Genomic DNA, 16690 nt, shown 5'->3' with positions numbered 1-16690 from the left:
TCAGTCGCCCGCCTGCTGGAACGGGCTCACCGTGGCGTCCGGCTGCCCCTCGGCGCCCTTCAGCGCCACATCGCCGTACGACCACGTGAAGCTGTGCGTGGCGGAGGCACCGGGCAGGCCGAACTTCGCCGTCTTCGCGGCGAGGCTCTTGCCGCCGCCCGCCTCACCCCGTACGTAGGTGAGGGTGAAGGAGGCGGCCGCGTCCTTGGCGAGGGTCAGCTTCCGGGGCTTGGCGGCCTGGTTCGGCTGGACGGCCGTCCTGCCGCCGCCCGCGTACAGGTCGACGGACGGGAAGCCGTCGAGGGTGCAGGTGGAGCCGCGGTTGGTGAGGGTGACGGAGACGGTGCCGGTGTCCCCGGCGGCCGGCGCCGCGCTCGCCTGGACCTGCACGCCCATGTCGTCGATCACGCAGGCCGTGCTCTTCTTGCTGTTCTCGGTGGCCCCGCCGCTGCCGCCGCCGTCGTCGCAGGCGGACAGAAGGAGCGTCGTGGCGAGGGCGGCGACGACGGCGACGGGGGTGGCGGTGGCGCGCATGGGGGCTTCCTCTGGTGGTGACGTCGGTCATCGAGTCCACAGGCCGTGGACCGGTGCAAGGATCATCACGCACCGACCCGCGACACGGTTGCCCGCCCCGCCGCCCCGGGCACCTGCGAGCGTCAGGACCCGAGACCGGCCGTCGGCAGCCCGGTGGGCAGCTTGCCGCCCTCGGACCTGGTGTACGTCTCCTCGCCGAGACCGCCCTCCCAGGAGACCTTCAGCGTCTTCTTCCCGACGGAGTCGACCATCCCGGTCGTCCGGTCCTTGTCCTGGCCGGAGCACTTGAGGTGGATCATCCGCATGCCCGCCTCCTCGCCCGCGGTGCCGCTGCACACGGTCCCGGCGGTGGTGAAGAGCCCGGCCTCCTTGCCGGTGACGATCAGCGCCACTGCCTTGCCGCCGGTCGTGGCGAGCCAGTTGCCCTGCAGCCCGTCGGCGGCGGTGGACGACGACCCGCCGGAGCCGCCGCCCGTGTCCGCGCTCGCGCCGGGGGTGGCCGACGCCTTGTCCGTGGAGTCCCCGGAGCCGCCGCCGTCGCTGCACGCGCTCAGCGCGAGCGCGCCCACCAGGCCCACGGCGGCGGCCGCGATCCGTGCCTTCGATGTCACTGGAAGCTCCCAAGCTGTAGCCGGGCGGCCGGGTCGGCCCCACGACCGCAGCAAGCTACCAGGACGACTTGCGCACCCCCGGCAGATACCCGGCGTGCGCCTGGGCCCGCAGGCTCACCCGGGACAGGCCGAAGGCCCGGAAGTAGCCGCGCGGCCGCCCGTCCACCTGGTCGCGGTTGCGCACCCGGGTGGCGCTGGCGTCCCGCGGCTGCCTGCGCAACTCCTGCTGCGCGGCGAGCCGTTCGGCCTCGGTGCTGGACGGCCTGCGGATGATCTCCTTCAGCTCGGCACGGCGCGCGGCGTAGCGCGCGACGATCTCCTGCCGCTTCTCGTTCTTCGCGATCTTGCTCTTCTTCGCCATATCGGACTCCCGGCTCCCTCAGACCTTCACACCGCGCGCGCGGATCCGCGCCACGGCCGCCTCGACGCCGATGGCGTCGACCGTCCTGATCCCCTTGGTGCTCAGCCGCAGCCGGATGTACCGGCCCTCGCTCGGCAGCCAGTAGCGCTTGGTCTGGATGTTGGGGTCGAAGCGGCGGGAGGTCCGCCGGTGAGAGTGGGAGACGCGGTTGCCGAAGCCGGGCCGGGCGCCGGTCAGCATGCAGTGGGCGGACACGGGTGATGCACCTCTCTCGAAGCCGGGATGTAAATGGAATTCATTTTCAGTAGCATAGCGGCATGGCACGCAACGAACTCCGCCCGGTCATCAAGCTCCGGTCCACGGCCGGGACCGGCTACACCTATGTGACCCGCAAGAACCGCCGCAACGACCCGGACCGCCTGACCCTGCGCAAGTTCGACCCGATGGCCGGCCGTCACGTCGACTTCCGAGAGGAGCGCTGAGTCACCGCATGCGCGAGGGAATCCACCCGGAGTACGGCCCCGTCGTCTTCCGTGACCGTGCCGCGAACTACGCCTTCCTGACCCGCTCGACACTTTCCGCGGCGGCCGGCGAGAAGACGATCGAGTGGGAGGACGGCAACACCTACCCCGTCGTCGACGTCGAGATCTCGAACGTCAGCCACCCCTTCTACACCGGCACGGCCCGCGTCCTGGACACCGCCGGCCGCGTGGAGCGCTTCGAGCGCCGGTACGGGAAGCGGGGCTAGTGCCGTGCCCGAGCTCTCCGTCGTGATCGTCGGCGGACTGCACGCCGACGCCCGCAAGGCGGCCGTCGAGCAGCTGCTCGCCGACGTGCCCGGCAGCGTCGTCCTCCACCACGACCTGGCGACGGCCGCGGCGGGCACGGTCGTCAGGACCGTCCGGGACGCCACCGGCCACATCACCGCCGGCGAGGCGCCGCTCGTCAACGACTGCGCCTGCTGCGCCCTGCGCGAGGACCTGGTGCCGGAGCTGGAGCGGATCGAGCAGGCCGGCGGCACCCCGCTCGCGATAGTCGAGCTGTGGGACTCCGTCGAGCCCAAGGCCATGGCGGAGGTGGTCACGGCCGGCGGGCTCACCGTCACCGGCGTGATCACCGCCGTCGACCCGGCACTGGTGCTGCCGTACCTCGGCAACGGCGACGACCTCGCCGAGCGCGGCCTGGCGGCTGCCGCCTCGGACCAGCGGACCGTCGCCGACACCTTCGCCCGCCAGCTGGAGTACGCCCCCGTCCTCGCCGTCGCCGAGTCACCCGAGGCCGACGACGAGGACCGCGAGCTGCTCGCCCAGCTGCATCCGACGGCCCGTCGGGTGCCCCTCGGCCACGGTGACCCGGCGGGCACGGGCCGTGCGGCAGGCGGCGCGGCACCTCGTGAGCCGGAGGTGAGCGGCGGCCTCGGCCGTCCGGGCCCGCGGTCGGCGCTCGCGCAGGCCGCCCTGGCCGGCTTCGACGTGGAAGCCGCCGCCGCGGCCCAGCACCCCGCCTGCGCGCTGCTCCCCGCCGAGGCCGACGCGCACGGCGTGTCCACCCTGGTCTGGCACCGCCGCCGCCCCTTCCACCCGGAGCGGCTCTACGCGGCCCTGGAGGACCTGACCTGCGCCGCCGCCCGCAGCCGGGGCCGATTCTGGCTCGCCGACAAGCCCGACACGCTGCTGCACTGGGACGCGGCCGGCGGAGCCCTGTGCGTGGAGAGCGCCGGGCCGTGGCTCGCCGCGCTGCCCGACGCGGCCTGGGACATGGTGCCGCCGGTGCGCCGTGCCGCCGCCGCGCTCGACTGGCACCCCGAGCACGGCGACCGCAGCCAGCACCTGGTCTTCACGTCTCCCGGCCTCGACCGGGACGGACTCGCACACCTGCTGGAGTCCTGCCTGCTCACCGACGCCGAGTACGCCGCCGGGCGCGAGGCCTGGAAGCGGCTGCCGCCCGCCTTCGACACCCTTCTGGAGGTCTGACCCCGATGCCCCGCAAGACCGACCGCCGGCCCGTCAAGAACCGCCCCAACCCTCTGGACCAGGCCGGGATCACCTACATCGACTACAAGGACACCGATCTGCTGCGGAAGTTCATCTCCGACCGCGGCAAGATCCGCAGCCGTCGCGTCACCCGCGTCTCGGCCCAGCAGCAGCGCCAGATCGCCGCGGCGGTCAAGAACGCCCGCGAGATGGCCCTGTTGCCGTACTCCAGCCGCTGACCCACCCGCCTGCCGTCGGGGCCCGCTTCCATGAGCTGGGCCCCGTCGGCGTTTCCGCATGTTTCCCCGGCCTTCCGGGCCGGCGGGGGAACGACTTCGGCGCAGCAGTCGTCAAAGAGGGCGAAGCTTTCGGTAAAGCTGTCGTCAACCCCCGTAACCGCGGGACCACGGCCCGTGCACGTGCATCTGCTCCTGCATCTGCACATGAACGGGGATATGATCCGGGTTCAGTTGACCACAGCACCAATGGCCACATCAGCCAGTGCACCACCGGGGAGCGACCTGTGGACCACGACGTGTACGACGCCCTCGACGCGTCCGGCGTGTACAACGGCATCGCCGCGACGAAGCTGCACGACGTGGCCTGGCAGAAGAGCCGGCACAGCAACTCGCAGGGCTCCTGCGTGGAGTTCGCGCGGCTGCCCGGAGGGGACGTGGCCGTACGCAACTCCCGCTTCCCGGACGGGCCCGCGCTCGTCTACACCCGCGCCGAGATCGAGGCGATGCTCCTCGGCGTCAAGGACGGGGAGTTCGACCATCTGATAGCGGGCTGAGCCTCCGACCCCGGCCGCACCCGGGGCAACCGGCACAACTCGGGGCGATCAGCGCATCACGCTTCGTAACGCGCGTAGAACCTCGACGCCAGAAGGCGCCGAGGTCCGTCATTCGGCAGGCCGCTGCAGCCGGAACAGCGCCCAGACCACCTTGCCGCTGAGCGTGCCCGCCAGCGGATGCCAGCCCCAGCTGTCGCTGAAGGAGTCCACCAGGAACAGCCCGCGGCCCGACTCCGCCGAGAAGTCGTCCGAGTCCCGGGCGACCGGGCTGTCGTGGCTGGGGTCGCGCACCGCGCACACCAGCCGCTCGGTCCACCGCATCAAGTGCAGCCGCACGGGCGGGTTCTGCTCCGGGCAGCGCGAGGCGGAGGGGGGCAGGGCGTGCCGCAGCGCGTTGGTGACCAGTTCGGAGACCACGAGGCAGACGTCGTCGAAGCGGTCGCCTATCTCCCACTGATCGAGCGTTCCGCGGGTGAACCGCCGCGCCTCGCGGACCGCTTCGTAACGGGCGGGCAGCGCGCAGGAGGCGGCGCTGGACGCGGCCGCGGGATCAAGCGGCGGAAGGCCCTGCCGTAACGGCTCGAGCATGGTCGATCCATTCGTCCCCATGCGAGGCACTCCCGGGAATTCGCGGTCGTAGCGATACGGCGGTGGTGCGGGACCATGGTTTCGGATGCGCTGGGCAGATGCAAGGGCAGATGCACGTGCAGCTGACCGAAATGGACCTTCCCGTACCGCTTCTTGGCCAATTTTTCCGTCATCTTCTCGCCTTCTCCTTGCCGTTCACGCTCTGCTTCCTTGCTCACCCGGGTGCGGATTCGCTGGCTCGATTCCGTTTCAGTAACCGGACGAGTACTGCTCGGAGTGATTTAGTGGCAGACTTCGGCCCCTGAAGACGGTTGGGGAGGCTGGCGAACGTGAGCGCGGGAGAGCCCGGATCGGTGGTGCGGCGGATGCTGCTCGGCTCGCAACTCAGGCGACTGCGGGAAGCACGCGGAATCACCCGCGAGGCGGCGGGGTATTCCATCCGCGCCTCGGAGTCGAAGATCAGCCGGATGGAGCTGGGCCGGGTGAGCTTCAAGACAAGGGACGTCGAAGACCTGTTGACGCTGTACGGCATCACGGACGAGCAGGAGCGCGCCTCCCTGCTGTCCCTCGCCAAGGAAGCCAACGTCGCGGGCTGGTGGCACAGTTACTCCGACGTCCTGCCCAGCTGGTTCCCCACCTATGTGGGCCTGGAGGGCGCGGCGTCGCTGATCCGCGTGTACGAGGTGCAGTTCGTGCACGGCCTGCTGCAGACCGAGGAGTACGCCCGCGCGGTGGTCCGGCGCGGTATGAAGGGCGCGAGCGAGACCGACGTCGAAAAGCGCGTGGCGCTGCGCCTGGAGCGGCAGAAGTACCTCACTTCGAAGAACGCTCCGGAGTTCCACATCGTCCTGGACGAGGCCGCCCTGCGCCGTCCCTACGGTGACCGCGAGGTGATGCGCGGCCAGCTCCAGCACCTGATCGAGATGTCCGAACACCCCAACGTACGGCTGCAGGTCATGCCGTTCAGCTTCGGCGGTCACTCCGGCGAAAGTGGCGCGTTCACGATCCTCAGCTTCCCGGAGTCCGACCTCTCGGACGTCGTGTACCTGGAACAGCTCACCAGCGCGCTGTACCTGGACAAGCAGGAGGACGTCGCCCAGTACGAGCGGGCGATGAAGGAACTGCAGCAGGACAGCCCCGGCCCGTCGGAGAGCCGTGACCTTCTCCGAGGTCTCCTCCAACTCTCCTGAAGCAGACGTACGATGACGTGTGATCAGACCGCGATGTCTGCTACGGCAGCGAGGATTGAGGGATCACATGTCGTCGTACTTCACCGACCTGGCTCAGCAGTACATCGACGGTGAGTGGCGTCCGGGCACCGGCTCGTGGGACATCATCGACTTCAATCCGTACGACAACGAGAAGCTGGCGTCGATCACCATAGCCACGGCCGACGAGATCGACGAGGCGTACCAGTGCGCCGCTCGTGCCCAGAAGCAGTGGGCGGCGACCAACCCCTACGCCCGCCGCGCGGTCTTCGAGAAGGCGCTGCGGCTGATAGAGAACCACGAGCAGGAGATCAGCGAGGCGATCATCGCCGAGCTCGGCGGCACTCGGCTGAAGGCCGCCTTCGAGCTGCACCTCGCCAAGGAGTTCCTGCGCGAGGCGATCCACCTGTCGCTGCGCCCCGAGGGCAGGATCATCCCCTCCCCGGTCGACGGCAAGGAGAACCGCGTCTACCGGGTCCCGGTCGGTGTCGTGGGCGTGATCAGCCCCTTCAACTTCCCCTTCCTGCTCTCGGTCAAGTCGGTCGCCCCCGCGCTCGCCCTCGGCAACGGCGTCGTCCTCAAGCCGCACCAGAGCACGCCGATCGTCGGCGGCACCCTGGTCGCGAAGATCTTCGAGGACGCGGGGCTGCCGGGCGGCCTGCTGAACGTCGTCGTCACGGACATCGCGGAGATCGGCGACGCGTTCATCGAGCACCCGATTCCCAAGGTCATCTCCTTCACCGGCTCCGACAAGGTCGGCCGCCACGTCGCCACCGTCTGCGCCGCGAACTTCAAGCGCTCGGTGCTCGAACTGGGCGGCAACAGCGCGCTGGTGGTCCTCGACGACGCCGACGTCGACTACGCGGTCGACGCGGCGGTCTTCAGCCGGTACGTCCACCAGGGCCAGGTCTGCATGGCCGCGAACCGCGTCCTGGTCGACCGCTCGGTCGCGGACGAGTTCACCGAGAAGTTCGTCGCCAAGGTGAGGTCCCTGAAGACCGGCGACCCGCGCGACCCCGAGACCGTCATCGGCCCGGTGATCAGCTCCTCGCAGGCGGACGCCCTTTCGGGCGCGGTCGAGCAGGCCCTCGCCGAGGGCGCGACGGCCCTGGTGCGCGGCGGACGGACCGACAACCTCGTCGAGCCGTCCGTCCTCACGGACCTCCCCGCCGACTCCTCCCTGCTGAAGCAGGAGGTCTTCGGCCCGGTCGCCTTCCTCATCCCGTTCGACGGCGAGGAGGAGGCCGTACGCCTCGTCAACGACACCCCGTACGGTCTGAGCGGTGCCGTGCACACCGGGAACATCGAGCGCGGTGTCGCGTTCGCCCAGCAGATCGACACCGGCATGTTCCACGTGAACGACGGCACGGTCCACGACGAGCCGATCGTCCCGTTCGGCGGCGAGAAGCAGTCCGGCATCGGCCGGCTGAACGGCGAGACGATGCTGGAGGCCTTCACCACGCTGAAGTGGATCTCGGTGCAGCACGGACGGAGCCGCTTCCCGTTCTGAGCGGCCTGTGCGGCCACCGCTCCGCGTTGCGGACAGAAGCTGACCGCAAGCCCCCGTAGCTTCATCGGTGTCAGGCAGGAACCCCACAAGGGGCGACCCGATGAAAGGCGGCCGGTCATGGTCACTCACGTTCCCGCAGAGGCACACGGCGACGAGCGCGGAGCGCTCCTGTCCTTCATCGCCGAACAGCGCGGCGGCATCCGCCGGTCGGTGCTCGGACTGACGGACCAGCAGGCCACCAGCAGGCCCAGTGCGAGCGAGCTGTCCCTGGCGGGGCTGCTCAAGCATGTCGCCGAGGTCGAGCAGGGCTGGATCGCCCGGGCCAAGGGCGAGTCGCCGGCCGTGCACCGGGACGAGACCAACTGGCACGAGTGCTTCCAGCTGACCGGCGACGAGACCGTGGAGTCGTGCCTGGCGTACTACGAGAAGGTCGCCGCCGAGACGGAGGCGTTCATCCGGTCGGTGCCCAGCCTCGACGACACGTTCGCGCTTCCCGACCAGCCCTGGTTCCCGCCGGAGGGCCGCGTCTCGATGCGCTGGGTGTGCCTGCACCTGATCCGTGAGACGGCCCGGCACGCCGGACACGCCGACATCATCCGCGAGTCGCTGGACGGCGCCACCGCTTTCGAACTGGTGGCGAAGGAACAGGGCACCTCCTGGGGCTGACCAGGCGCGGCCTAGTCTGGACGGCATGTCAGCGATCCGTCTCCTCGTGCTGGGCGCGGTGCGCCTGCACGGGCGGGCCCACGGCTACCAGGTGCGCAACGACCTGGAGTACTGGGGCGCGCACGAGTGGTCCAACGCCAAGCCCGGCTCGATCTACCACGCCCTGAAGCAGATGGCGAAACAGGGCCTGCTGTACGCGCACGAGATCGCGCCGTCCACGGTCGGCGGCCCGCCGCGGGTCGAGTACGAGCTCACGGAGGAGGGCACCGAGGAGTACTTCACGCTGCTGCGCGCGTCCCTCACCGCGTACGACCAGAGGCCGGACGTCCTCACCGCCGCGCTCGGCTTCATGGTGGACCTGGACCGCGCGGAGGCCGTCCGGCTCCTGGAGGAGCGGTTGCGCAGCATCGAGGAGTGGCGCACGTCCGTCACCGAGTACTACACGCCGGAGGACGGCCCCGGTCAGCTCGGTCACATCGGCGAGATCATGAACTTCTGGGTCCACTCCGCCGACACCGGCGCCGAGTGGACCCGGGGTCTCATCGACCGCATCCGAGGCGGCGCCTACACCTTCGCGGGCGAGGGCGAGCAGTTCGTCGGCGTCCTGGCGGAGGCCGAGGAGAACCCGTACGCGACGCAAGCCCCCCACCGGGAAGACGCACGCTAGCCGCCCGGGCCTCAGGCCCTAGTGATGGAACTGGGTGGCCGCGTCCTTGTTGTGGGTCAGTGGACGCGGCTGCCGGCGCAGGTCCGGAAGCAGTCGGGTCAGGTCCTCGACGAACAGCTCGGCGAGGTCCGCGGAGAAGCCGTTGCGGCACACCACCCGCAGCACGGACAGGTCCTCGCGGTGCGGCGGGAAGGTGTACGCGGGCACCAGCCAGCCGCCCTCGCGCAGCCGCCGGGAGACGTCGAACACGTCGTACGCCCGCACGTCCGGCGCGGTCGTGAAGGCGAACACCGGCAGCTCGTCGCCCCGGGTCAGCAGCCGGAAGTCGCCCAGCTCCCCGATGCGGTCGGCGAGCCCGGTGGCCACGTCCCGCGCGGCCTGCTGCACGGCCCGGTAGCCGTCCCGCCCCAGCCGCAGGAACGTGTAGTACTGGGCGACCACCTGGGCGCCGGGGCGGGAGAAGTTCAGCGCGAAGGTCGGCATGTCGCCGCCCAGATAGTTGACGCGGAAGACGAGCTCCTCGGGCAGCGCCTCCGCGTCCCGCCACAGCGCCCAGCCGACGCCCGGGTAGACGAGCCCGTACTTGTGCCCCGAGGTGTTGATGGAGGCGACCCTCGGCAGCCGGAAGTCCCACACCAGGTCCTCGTCGAGGAAGGGCGCGACCATCGCCCCGGACGCCCCGTCGACATGCACCGGGATGTCCAGCCCCGTCCGCTCCTGAAGCTCGTCCAGGGCGGCACACAGCTCGGCGATCGGCTCGTACGACCCGTCGAAGGTGGAGCCCAGGACGCCGACGACCCCGATGGTGTTCTCGTCGCACAGCTCGGCGGCGGCCTGCGGATCGAGATGGAACCGGTCGCCCCGCATGGGCACCTGACGGGCCTCCACCTCCCAGAAGGTGCAGAACTTGTCCCAGCACACCTGGACGTTGACACCCATGACGAGGTTGGGTCGCGCGCCCGGATACCGGTCGGCGTTCCTTTGCGCCCACCGCCGCTTCAGCGCCATCCCGGCGAGCATGCACGCCTCGCTCGACCCGGTCGTCGAACAGCCCACGGCCGCCGACGGATCCGGCGCGTGCCACAGATCGGCGAGCATCGCCACACAGCGCCGCTCCAGCTCGGCGGTGCGCGGATACTCGTCCTTGTCGATCATGTTCTTGTCACGGCACTCGGACATCAGGACCCCGGCCTGCGGCTCCATCCAGGTGGTGACGAAGGTGGCGAGGTTCAGCCGCGCGTTGCCGTCCAGCATCAGCTCGTCGTGGACCAGCTGGTACGCCGTCGAGGGTGGCAGGGGAGCGTCCGGAAGCCGGTGGGTGGGCGGGGCCTCGATCATGCCGCCGACCGGGTTCGCCTCCCCGTGGAACGGGTTCACGGCAAGCCTGCGCCGGTCGCTCTTCTCGTCCTGCGGGGCGTCGTGCCCGTGGTGCAGTGGCATGTCTCGACGGTAAGGCGGAGGTGCCGGGCTTGCACCTCACGTCGCGTAAGGGCTCACCGTGGAGTGCGTAAAGACGGAAGGGAGCGGAAGTGAGCTACTCCGTGGGACAGGTCGCCGGCTTCGCCGGAGTGACGGTGCGCACCCTGCACCACTACGACGACATCGGCCTGCTCGTCCCGAGCGAGCGCAGCCACGCGGGCCACCGGCGCTACAGCGACGCCGACCTCGACCGGCTGCAGCAGATCCTGTTCTACCGCGAGCTCGGCTTCCCGCTCGACGAGGTCGCCGTCCTGCTCGACGATCCGGAAGCGGACCCGCGCGTACACCTGCGCCGTCAGCACGAGCTGCTGACCGCCCGGATCGAGAAGCTGCGGAAGATGGCGGCGGCCGTGGAGCACGCCATGGAGGCACGCAAGATGGGCATCGACCTCACGCCGGAGGAGAAGTTCGAGGTGTTCGGGGACAAGGACCCCGAACAGTACGCGGAGGAGGCGGAACAGCGCTGGGGCGGGACGCCGCAGTACGCCGAGTCGCAGCGCCGCACCGCCCGCTACACCAAGGAGGACTGGAATCGCATCCAGGCCGAGATGGCCCACTGGGGCGAGCGCTACGACGCCCTGATGACCGCCGGCGATCCGCCGACCGGCGAGGCTGCCATGGACATGGCCGAGGAGCACCGGCAGCACATCTGCCGGTGGTACTACGAGTGCTCGTACGAGATCCACACCGGTCTCGGTGAGATGTACGTCTCCGACGAGCGTTTCAAGGCGTTCTACGACTCGATGCGGCCAGGCCTCGCCGAGCACCTCAGGGACGCGATCACGGCGAACGCCGCCCGGCACACCGCCTAGGACCCTGGCCCGGGATGGGGTTCACTCCCGGGCCAGGACCGCCGCCGTCCCGTACGCGCACACCTCGGTGCCCACGTCCGCAGCCTCCGTCACGTCGAAACGGAACGAAAGCACCGCGTTGGCGCCACGCGCGCGTGCCTGCTCGATGAGACGGAACATGGCCTGGTTACGGGTCTCCACGAGGGTCTTCGTGAGCCCGCGCAGCTCACCCCCGACCAGCGACTTCAGCCCGGCCCCGATCTGACTGCCCAGATGCCGGGAGCGCACGGTCAGCCCGAACACCTCACCGAGGACCTCCTGGACGCGGTAGCCGGGTACGTCGTTCGTGGTCACCACGAGCACATCGGGCTCGGGGCCCTGTCCGCCGCCGTATTCTTCGATGCCCATGGTTCACAGCTTTGCCCCAGTGGAGCCACAGTGCATCCTGGGTACCTCCATGGAACCTGGGTCCCCACGGCTGCGTTGATACGTTTGGGCAGCCAGCCCCAGCCCGTACCCCACAGCAGGAGCCACATTCCCGTGACCACGCTTGCGCTCGGCCCCGAGTGGCTCAGCCCGGACTATCTGATCGAGACCTTCAGCCTGCCCGGCATCCTGCTGATCGTCTTCGCCGAGTCCGGTCTCTTCGCTTTCCTGCCCGGCGACTCGCTGCTGTTCACCGCGGGCCTCTTCGTGGCCGAGGGGACCTACATCAGCCAGCCCCTGTGGCTGGTGTGCACGCTGATCGTGCTCGCCGCCGTCATCGGTGACCAAGTGGGCTACATGATCGGGAAGTTCCTGGGTCCGAAGCTCTTCAACCGCCCCAACTCCAAGCTCTTCAAACAGGAGAACCTGGACAAGGCCCACGAGTTCATGGAGAAGTACGGCCCCAAGGCGATCGTCCTCGCCCGCTTCGTGCCGATCGTGCGCACCTTCGCCCCCATCGTGGCGGGCGCCGGCCGCATGAAGTACCGCACGTTCCTGACCTACAACGTCATCGGCGGCATCGCCTGGGGCACCGGCGTCACCCTTGCGGGCTACTGGCTGGGCCAGATCGGGTTCATCAAGAAGAACGTCGAGGCGATCCTCGTTCTGATCGTCCTGGTCTCCGTGGTGCCGATCATCATCGAGTACCTGCGTGAGCGCTCCAGGAAGAAGCGCGCCGCCGCCGACGCCCCGGCCGCCCAGGCGCAGCCCCCCGTGATGGACGACGCCACGACCCAGCTGCGCCGCGTCGAGCCGGCCCACCAGGACCAGCAGCAGTACGGCTCGCACCAGGGCTACGGCCAGCAGCAGTACGGGAACCAGCAGTACCAGGACCAGCAGTACGGGAACCAGCAGTACCAGGACCAGCAGTACGGAAACCAGCAGTACCAGGACCAGCAGTACGGGAATCAGCAGTATCAGGACCAGTACTACGGCCAGCAGCAGTACCCGCAGGGTTACCCCCAGCAGGGCCAGCAGCACCCGTACAACCAGGGGCACTGAAACCGACCAGGCGGCGCGGCGTCAGAATCCCCGCGTCCGCTTGGCGGCCCGCCGTTTCTCGGCCGACCCGATCTTCAGGAACATCCGGGACATCTCGGAGCCGAGGTTCACCCCGATCGCAATGGCCATCGCCAGCGCGGCGGCCTTGGTCAGCGAGACCAGCCCCTGATCAACCTCGTTCTGCGCGATCGCCAGCAGCCCGAAGTACGTGGCCGACCCCGGCAGCAGGGGCCCGATCGCCGCGGTCGTGTACGGCAGCGCCGAAGCGAACCGGTACCGGGACAGCAGCTGCCCGAACAGACCCACCAGCCCCGCCGCGACGGCCGTGGAGGCCACCGGCGAGATATCACCGGCGTAGTGCATCGCGCCGTACACGCACCACGCGACACCCCCGTTGAGGGTCGCCCACAGCACGGTGGATCGTTCCTGCTGCAGCAGCACCGCGAAGGTCAGCGACAGCAGCATCGCGGCGGCGATCTGCCACACGGGCCCATTGCTGCCCGCCAGCGCCGTGTCGGGGCTCAGCTCGGCGCCCACCTGCACCCCGAAATACAGCATGAGCAGCACGCCGACGACGATGCCGACGTACAGGTACATGACCTCCAGCAGGCGCGCCGAGGCGGTGATGTAGAAGCCCGTCAGTCCGTCCTGCACGGCCGCCACCAGCGCCCGCCCCGGCAGCAGCGCGAACAGTCCACCGGTGACGACCGCGGACGCCTCCACCTCCACATGCGCCAGTGTGAGCGCGATACCGAGCGCGGCCGGTGGCATCGCGGCCACGATGAACTGGTAGAACTCCGGCAGTCCCCGCCCCGCGCACAGCCACGCCAGCCGGTCGCCGAACATGGCGCCGGCCATGGCCGCCAGGAACACGACCACGTCACCGCCGACGAGCACGGAGGCCGCGCCCGCGAGCAGCCCGCTCGCCAGCGTCAGCACCCAGGTGGGGTACGGGTGCCGGTTGCGGCGGATCTCCGCGAGCCGCCGGTAGGCCTCCTCCAGGGAGACCTGCGTCTCCTCGTCGCTGAGGTCGTCCACCAGCCGGTAGACGGCCGCCAGCCGCGTGTAGTCGGAGCCCCGGCGGCGCACGGTCCGGGACGCCGTCACCGGGTCGTCGACCAGCGACGGCTGGTACGTGATCGACAGCAGCGTGAAGGTGACGTTCGGCTCGCAGCGGTCCAGGCCGTACGACCGGCAGACGGCGAACATCGCCGCCTCCACGTCCTCCGCGCTCTCACCGCCCGCCAGCAGCAGCTCGCCGATACGCAACGTCAGGTCCAGCACGCGCGGGACGGCGGGACCGCCCTCCTCCGCCCGCTGCACCGGCTCCGGCGCGGGCCGATCGGCCACCGGCATGCGCAGCATGGTGCGCATCCGGTCCTGCCAGGGCACGTCCTTGGTCAGGCTGACGATCGGCACCCCGTTCGGCGGGGTGAACGCCGGAGCCTGCTTGGCGCTGTACGTGCTGGGCGGGCTGAACGCCGATCCCTCGGGCTCGGCCTGCTGGACCTGAGGCACCTCCAGCCCCTCCGGCACGGCGAACTCGGACGTCGTCTCCGGCTCCGTACCGGCCCTGGGGAAGGCCAGCCCGTCGGGGATCGCGAACTCGGACGTGATCTCGGAGTCGAAGGCACTCCTCGCCTCGTCCGACCGCGGCTTACGGTCCTCCGTCTGTGTCACTCCGTAGCGCTCCCCTGTACGACACCCCTCCAGTAGCCCTCAGTATGCGCACCCAAACGCACACGGGCCGCACGCGTTCGCGTGCGGCCCGTTACCCATGCGGCGTCTCAGTGGCCGCCCTGCTCCTTGAAGCGCTTGTAGGACCGCTCGATCTCCGCCTCGGCGTCCGTGCGGCCCACCCAGTTGGCGCCCTCGACCGACTTGCCGGGCTCCAGGTCCTTGTACACCTCGAAGAAGTGCTGGATCTCCAGGCGGTCGAACTCGGACACGTGGTGGATGTCACGCAGGTGCTCCACGCGCGGGTCGGTCGCCGGCACGCACAGCAGCTTGTCGTCGCCGCCGGCCTCGTCCGTCATGCGGAACATGCCGATCGCGCGGCACTTGATGAGGCAGCCCGGGAACGTCGGCTCGTCGAGGATGACCAGCGCGTCCAGCGGGTCGCCGTCCTCGCCGAGGGTGTTCTCGACGAAGCCGTAGTCGGTCGGGTAGGCGGTCGAGGTGAAGAGTCGCCGGTCCAGGCGGATTCGACCGGTCTCGTGGTCCACCTCGTACTTGTTGCGCGAACCCTTCGGGATCTCGATCGTGACGTCGAACTCCACCGGTGGCTCCTCCATGATCAGCACATAGTTCTGGTGGTTAAGTGTCCCTCACGCAGGTGTGTGATCGCGAAAGGGGCTGGTGGGCGTGCCGGAGCTGAGGCCTTGGCGGGCCGCGAGACCGCATGTGGCGCGGGTCGCGGACGCCGTACGACCGCGTCTGGCGCGCGCCGCGGGGGCGGTACGACCGGGCCTCGCACGGGCCGCGACGGCCGCCCGGCCGCGGGTCGCGCGGCTCGCGCGGGCCACGAAGCCGCAGCTTGCGCGGATCACGAGGCCGAAGACCGTCAGGACCTGGCAGTACACGGCGGGCGCCGCGACCGCCGGGCTGGCGCTCGCCGCCGGTGCGGTGACCGTCGCCGGCCCCTGGGACTCCACGGGTCAGCGTACGGCCGAGCGGGACCGGGCCGTGGCACTGGACCACACGGGTGGCGTAGATCACGGTCGCGGTACGGCCGCCGGGGCACCGCGGCCCGCCCCCAGCGCCGCCTCCGTGCTGACCGGCCTCGGCGGCGCCGCGGGCCGGGCGAAGGCGGAGCCGGACGGCAAGGCCCTCGCGGACGTCCTCGACCCGCTGCTGAAGGACCCGGCGCTCGGCTCCCGTACCGCGGCGGCCGTCGTGGACGTCGCCACCGGCGCACGCCTCTACGGCGCCGCACCCGGCGACGCCCTCACCCCCGCCTCCACCACCAAGATCGCCACCGCCGTGGCCGCCCTGTCCTCGGTGGGCCCCGACCACCGCCTCACCACCCGCGCCGCACTCGAACCGGACACGCGGGAACTCGTCCTCGTCGGCGGCGGCGACCCCACCCTCACCGCCCGCGAGAACGCCGACGGCAACGCCAGCCTGCGCACCCTGGCCGACAGGACGGCGGCGGCCCTGAAGAAGCGCGACCTGCGCGAGATCACCCTCTCCTACGACACCACCCTCTACGCCGGCTCCGACATGCACCCGATCGGCGTCAACGACAACCTCGCCCGCGTCAGCCCCCTGATGGCCGACGAGGCCCGCACGGACGACTCGACCAGCGGCCCGGCCCCGCGCGTCCCCGACCCGGCGGCGGACGCGGCCCACAAGTTCGCCGGCTTCCTCGCGGACCAGGGCATCAGGACCACCGCTCCCGGCCCGTCCAAGGCGACGAACCGCGCGGAGCCGCTGGCCGAGGTCTCCTCGCCCCCGCTCTCCGCCCTGGTCGAGCGGATGCTGACCAACAGCGACAACGACATCGCCGAGGCCCTCCTGCGCCAGACCGCCGTGGCGGCGGGGAAGCGGGCCGACTTCGCGGGCGGCGCGTCCGCCGTCGCCGCCGCCCTGAAGAAGCTGGACCTGCCCCTGAAGGGCACCGAGTTCCACGACGGCAGCGGCCTGGACCGTGCCGACCGCCTCTCCGCCGACCTGCTCACGGCCCTCCTGGCCAAGTCGGCCGACCCCGCCCACCCCGAACTCCGCCCGGTCCTCACCGGCCTCCCCGTCGCAGGCTTCACCGGCACCCTGACCAGCCGTTACACCGACGGCGCCGCCGGCCTCGTACGAGCGAAGACCGGCACCCTGACAGGCGTGAACACGCTGGCGGGAACGGTCGTGGACCAGAGCGGCCGCCTCCTGGCGTTCGCCTTCCTGACCTCGGACACGGCCAACCCGCCGGCGGCCCAGTCGGCCCTGGACAGGGCGGCCACGGCTCTGGCGGCGTGCGGGTGCCGGTAGGCGTGTCGCGACCGGCTGGAACCGGACGCCGGCCCCTTCC

21 protein-coding genes are annotated in these 16690 nt (G+C 70.4%); 12 read left to right on the top strand and 9 right to left on the bottom strand.

Features of this window, described 5'->3' with window-relative positions; translation table 11 throughout:
* The 4 genes from NW895_RS23940 to rpmB all read right to left on the bottom strand — a co-directional run bounded on the left by NW895_RS23940 (position 1) and on the right by rpmB (position 1761).
* Entirely contained in the window at positions 1-534 is a 534-nt protein-coding gene (locus NW895_RS23940) for a DUF4232 domain-containing protein (protein WP_289937924.1), read from the bottom strand.
* Between the two features lie 122 nt (positions 535-656).
* Positions 657-1145: a hypothetical protein gene (locus NW895_RS23935; protein ID WP_289937923.1), complete on the bottom strand. Its 489-nt coding sequence runs from the start codon at positions 1143-1145 to the stop codon at positions 657-659.
* Between the two features lie 55 nt (positions 1146-1200).
* The gene (gene rpsN / locus NW895_RS23930) at positions 1201-1506 is read right to left on the bottom strand and encodes a 30S ribosomal protein S14 (RefSeq protein WP_289937922.1); all 306 of its coding nucleotides are present in this window, start codon (positions 1504-1506) and stop codon (positions 1201-1203) included.
* A gap of 18 nt (positions 1507-1524) precedes the next feature.
* Positions 1525-1761, bottom strand: a complete 237-nt coding sequence (rpmB, locus tag NW895_RS23925; RefSeq protein ID WP_289937921.1) for a 50S ribosomal protein L28 — start codon at positions 1759-1761, stop codon at positions 1525-1527.
* 62 nt (positions 1762-1823) lie between these two features.
* On the opposite strand from rpmB, the gene rpmG reads away from it, so the two are divergent.
* The 5 genes from rpmG (at position 1824) to NW895_RS23900 (ending at position 4272) form a co-directional block, all read left to right on the top strand.
* Positions 1824-1988, top strand: a complete 165-nt coding sequence (gene rpmG / locus NW895_RS23920) for a 50S ribosomal protein L33 (protein WP_033524681.1) — start codon at positions 1824-1826, stop codon at positions 1986-1988.
* A gap of 8 nt (positions 1989-1996) precedes the next feature.
* Positions 1997-2254, top strand: coding sequence for a type B 50S ribosomal protein L31 (locus NW895_RS23915; protein ID WP_289937915.1), 258 nt, complete (start codon positions 1997-1999; stop codon positions 2252-2254).
* Between the two features lie 4 nt (positions 2255-2258).
* Positions 2259-3479: a GTP-binding protein gene (locus tag NW895_RS23910; protein ID WP_289937914.1), complete on the top strand. Its 1221-nt coding sequence runs from the start codon at positions 2259-2261 to the stop codon at positions 3477-3479.
* Between the two features lie 5 nt (positions 3480-3484).
* Positions 3485-3718 carry a 30S ribosomal protein S18 gene (gene rpsR, locus NW895_RS23905; RefSeq protein ID WP_289937913.1) on the top strand — a complete coding sequence of 78 codons (234 nt, stop codon included), beginning with the start codon at positions 3485-3487 and terminating at the stop codon, positions 3716-3718.
* Between the two features lie 284 nt (positions 3719-4002).
* On the top strand, positions 4003-4272 hold the full coding sequence (locus NW895_RS23900; protein WP_289937912.1) for a DUF397 domain-containing protein: 270 nt from the start codon (positions 4003-4005) through the stop codon (positions 4270-4272).
* Between the two features lie 108 nt (positions 4273-4380).
* Here NW895_RS23900 and NW895_RS23895 read toward each other — a convergent pair whose 3' ends face one another.
* On the bottom strand, positions 4381-4860 hold the full coding sequence (locus tag NW895_RS23895; protein ID WP_289937910.1) for an ATP-binding protein: 480 nt from the start codon (positions 4858-4860) through the stop codon (positions 4381-4383).
* 365 nt (positions 4861-5225) lie between these two features.
* Between NW895_RS23895 and NW895_RS23890 the strand changes: the two genes are divergently transcribed.
* The 4 genes from NW895_RS23890 to NW895_RS23875 all read left to right on the top strand — a co-directional run bounded on the left by NW895_RS23890 (position 5226) and on the right by NW895_RS23875 (position 8911).
* Positions 5226-6050, top strand: a complete 825-nt coding sequence (locus tag NW895_RS23890; protein WP_289938316.1) for a helix-turn-helix transcriptional regulator — start codon at positions 5226-5228, stop codon at positions 6048-6050.
* Positions 6051-6117: 67 nt separating this feature from the next.
* Positions 6118-7578, top strand: coding sequence for an aldehyde dehydrogenase family protein (locus tag NW895_RS23885; RefSeq protein WP_289937909.1), 1461 nt, complete (start codon positions 6118-6120; stop codon positions 7576-7578).
* A 117-nt stretch (positions 7579-7695) separates the two neighbouring features.
* Entirely contained in the window at positions 7696-8244 is a 549-nt protein-coding gene (locus NW895_RS23880; RefSeq protein WP_289937908.1) for a DinB family protein, read from the top strand.
* A 25-nt stretch (positions 8245-8269) separates the two neighbouring features.
* Entirely contained in the window at positions 8270-8911 is a 642-nt protein-coding gene (locus NW895_RS23875; RefSeq protein ID WP_289937907.1) for a PadR family transcriptional regulator, read from the top strand.
* Between the two features lie 18 nt (positions 8912-8929).
* Here the strand turns inward: NW895_RS23875 and NW895_RS23870 are convergent, their stop codons facing one another.
* Complete coding sequence (locus tag NW895_RS23870; protein WP_289937906.1) at positions 8930-10351, bottom strand: glutamate decarboxylase; 1422 nt, start codon at positions 10349-10351, stop codon at positions 8930-8932.
* Between the two features lie 89 nt (positions 10352-10440).
* On the opposite strand from NW895_RS23870, the gene NW895_RS23865 reads away from it, so the two are divergent.
* Positions 10441-11202, top strand: coding sequence for a MerR family transcriptional regulator (locus NW895_RS23865; RefSeq protein ID WP_289937904.1), 762 nt, complete (start codon positions 10441-10443; stop codon positions 11200-11202).
* Positions 11203-11223: 21 nt separating this feature from the next.
* Here NW895_RS23865 and NW895_RS23860 read toward each other — a convergent pair whose 3' ends face one another.
* On the bottom strand, positions 11224-11589 hold the full coding sequence (locus NW895_RS23860) for a YbjQ family protein (RefSeq protein ID WP_289937903.1): 366 nt from the start codon (positions 11587-11589) through the stop codon (positions 11224-11226).
* Between the two features lie 132 nt (positions 11590-11721).
* On the opposite strand from NW895_RS23860, the gene NW895_RS23855 reads away from it, so the two are divergent.
* Positions 11722-12669 (top strand): VTT domain-containing protein, encoded by a 948-nt coding sequence (locus NW895_RS23855; RefSeq protein WP_289937902.1) that lies wholly within the window; start codon positions 11722-11724, stop codon positions 12667-12669.
* Positions 12670-12690: 21 nt separating this feature from the next.
* Here NW895_RS23855 and NW895_RS23850 read toward each other — a convergent pair whose 3' ends face one another.
* Complete coding sequence (locus tag NW895_RS23850; protein ID WP_289937900.1) at positions 12691-14349, bottom strand: threonine/serine exporter family protein; 1659 nt, start codon at positions 14347-14349, stop codon at positions 12691-12693.
* A gap of 107 nt (positions 14350-14456) precedes the next feature.
* The gene (locus NW895_RS23845) at positions 14457-14948 is read right to left on the bottom strand and encodes an inorganic diphosphatase (RefSeq protein WP_031115900.1); all 492 of its coding nucleotides are present in this window, start codon (positions 14946-14948) and stop codon (positions 14457-14459) included.
* Positions 14949-15027: 79 nt separating this feature from the next.
* Here NW895_RS23845 and dacB point away from each other — a divergent pair, with 79 nt between their 5' ends.
* On the top strand, positions 15028-16650 hold the full coding sequence (dacB, locus tag NW895_RS23840) for a D-alanyl-D-alanine carboxypeptidase/D-alanyl-D-alanine-endopeptidase (protein ID WP_289937899.1): 1623 nt from the start codon (positions 15028-15030) through the stop codon (positions 16648-16650).
* Positions 16651-16690: the final 40 nt, after the last annotated feature.

Source organism: Streptomyces sp. S.PNR 29 (genome assembly GCF_030386795.1).
Lineage (GTDB): Bacteria > Actinomycetota > Actinomycetes > Streptomycetales > Streptomycetaceae > Streptomyces.
Note: the sequence above shows the minus strand (reverse complement) of the source record. Positions and strands in the feature narration are given on the sequence as shown.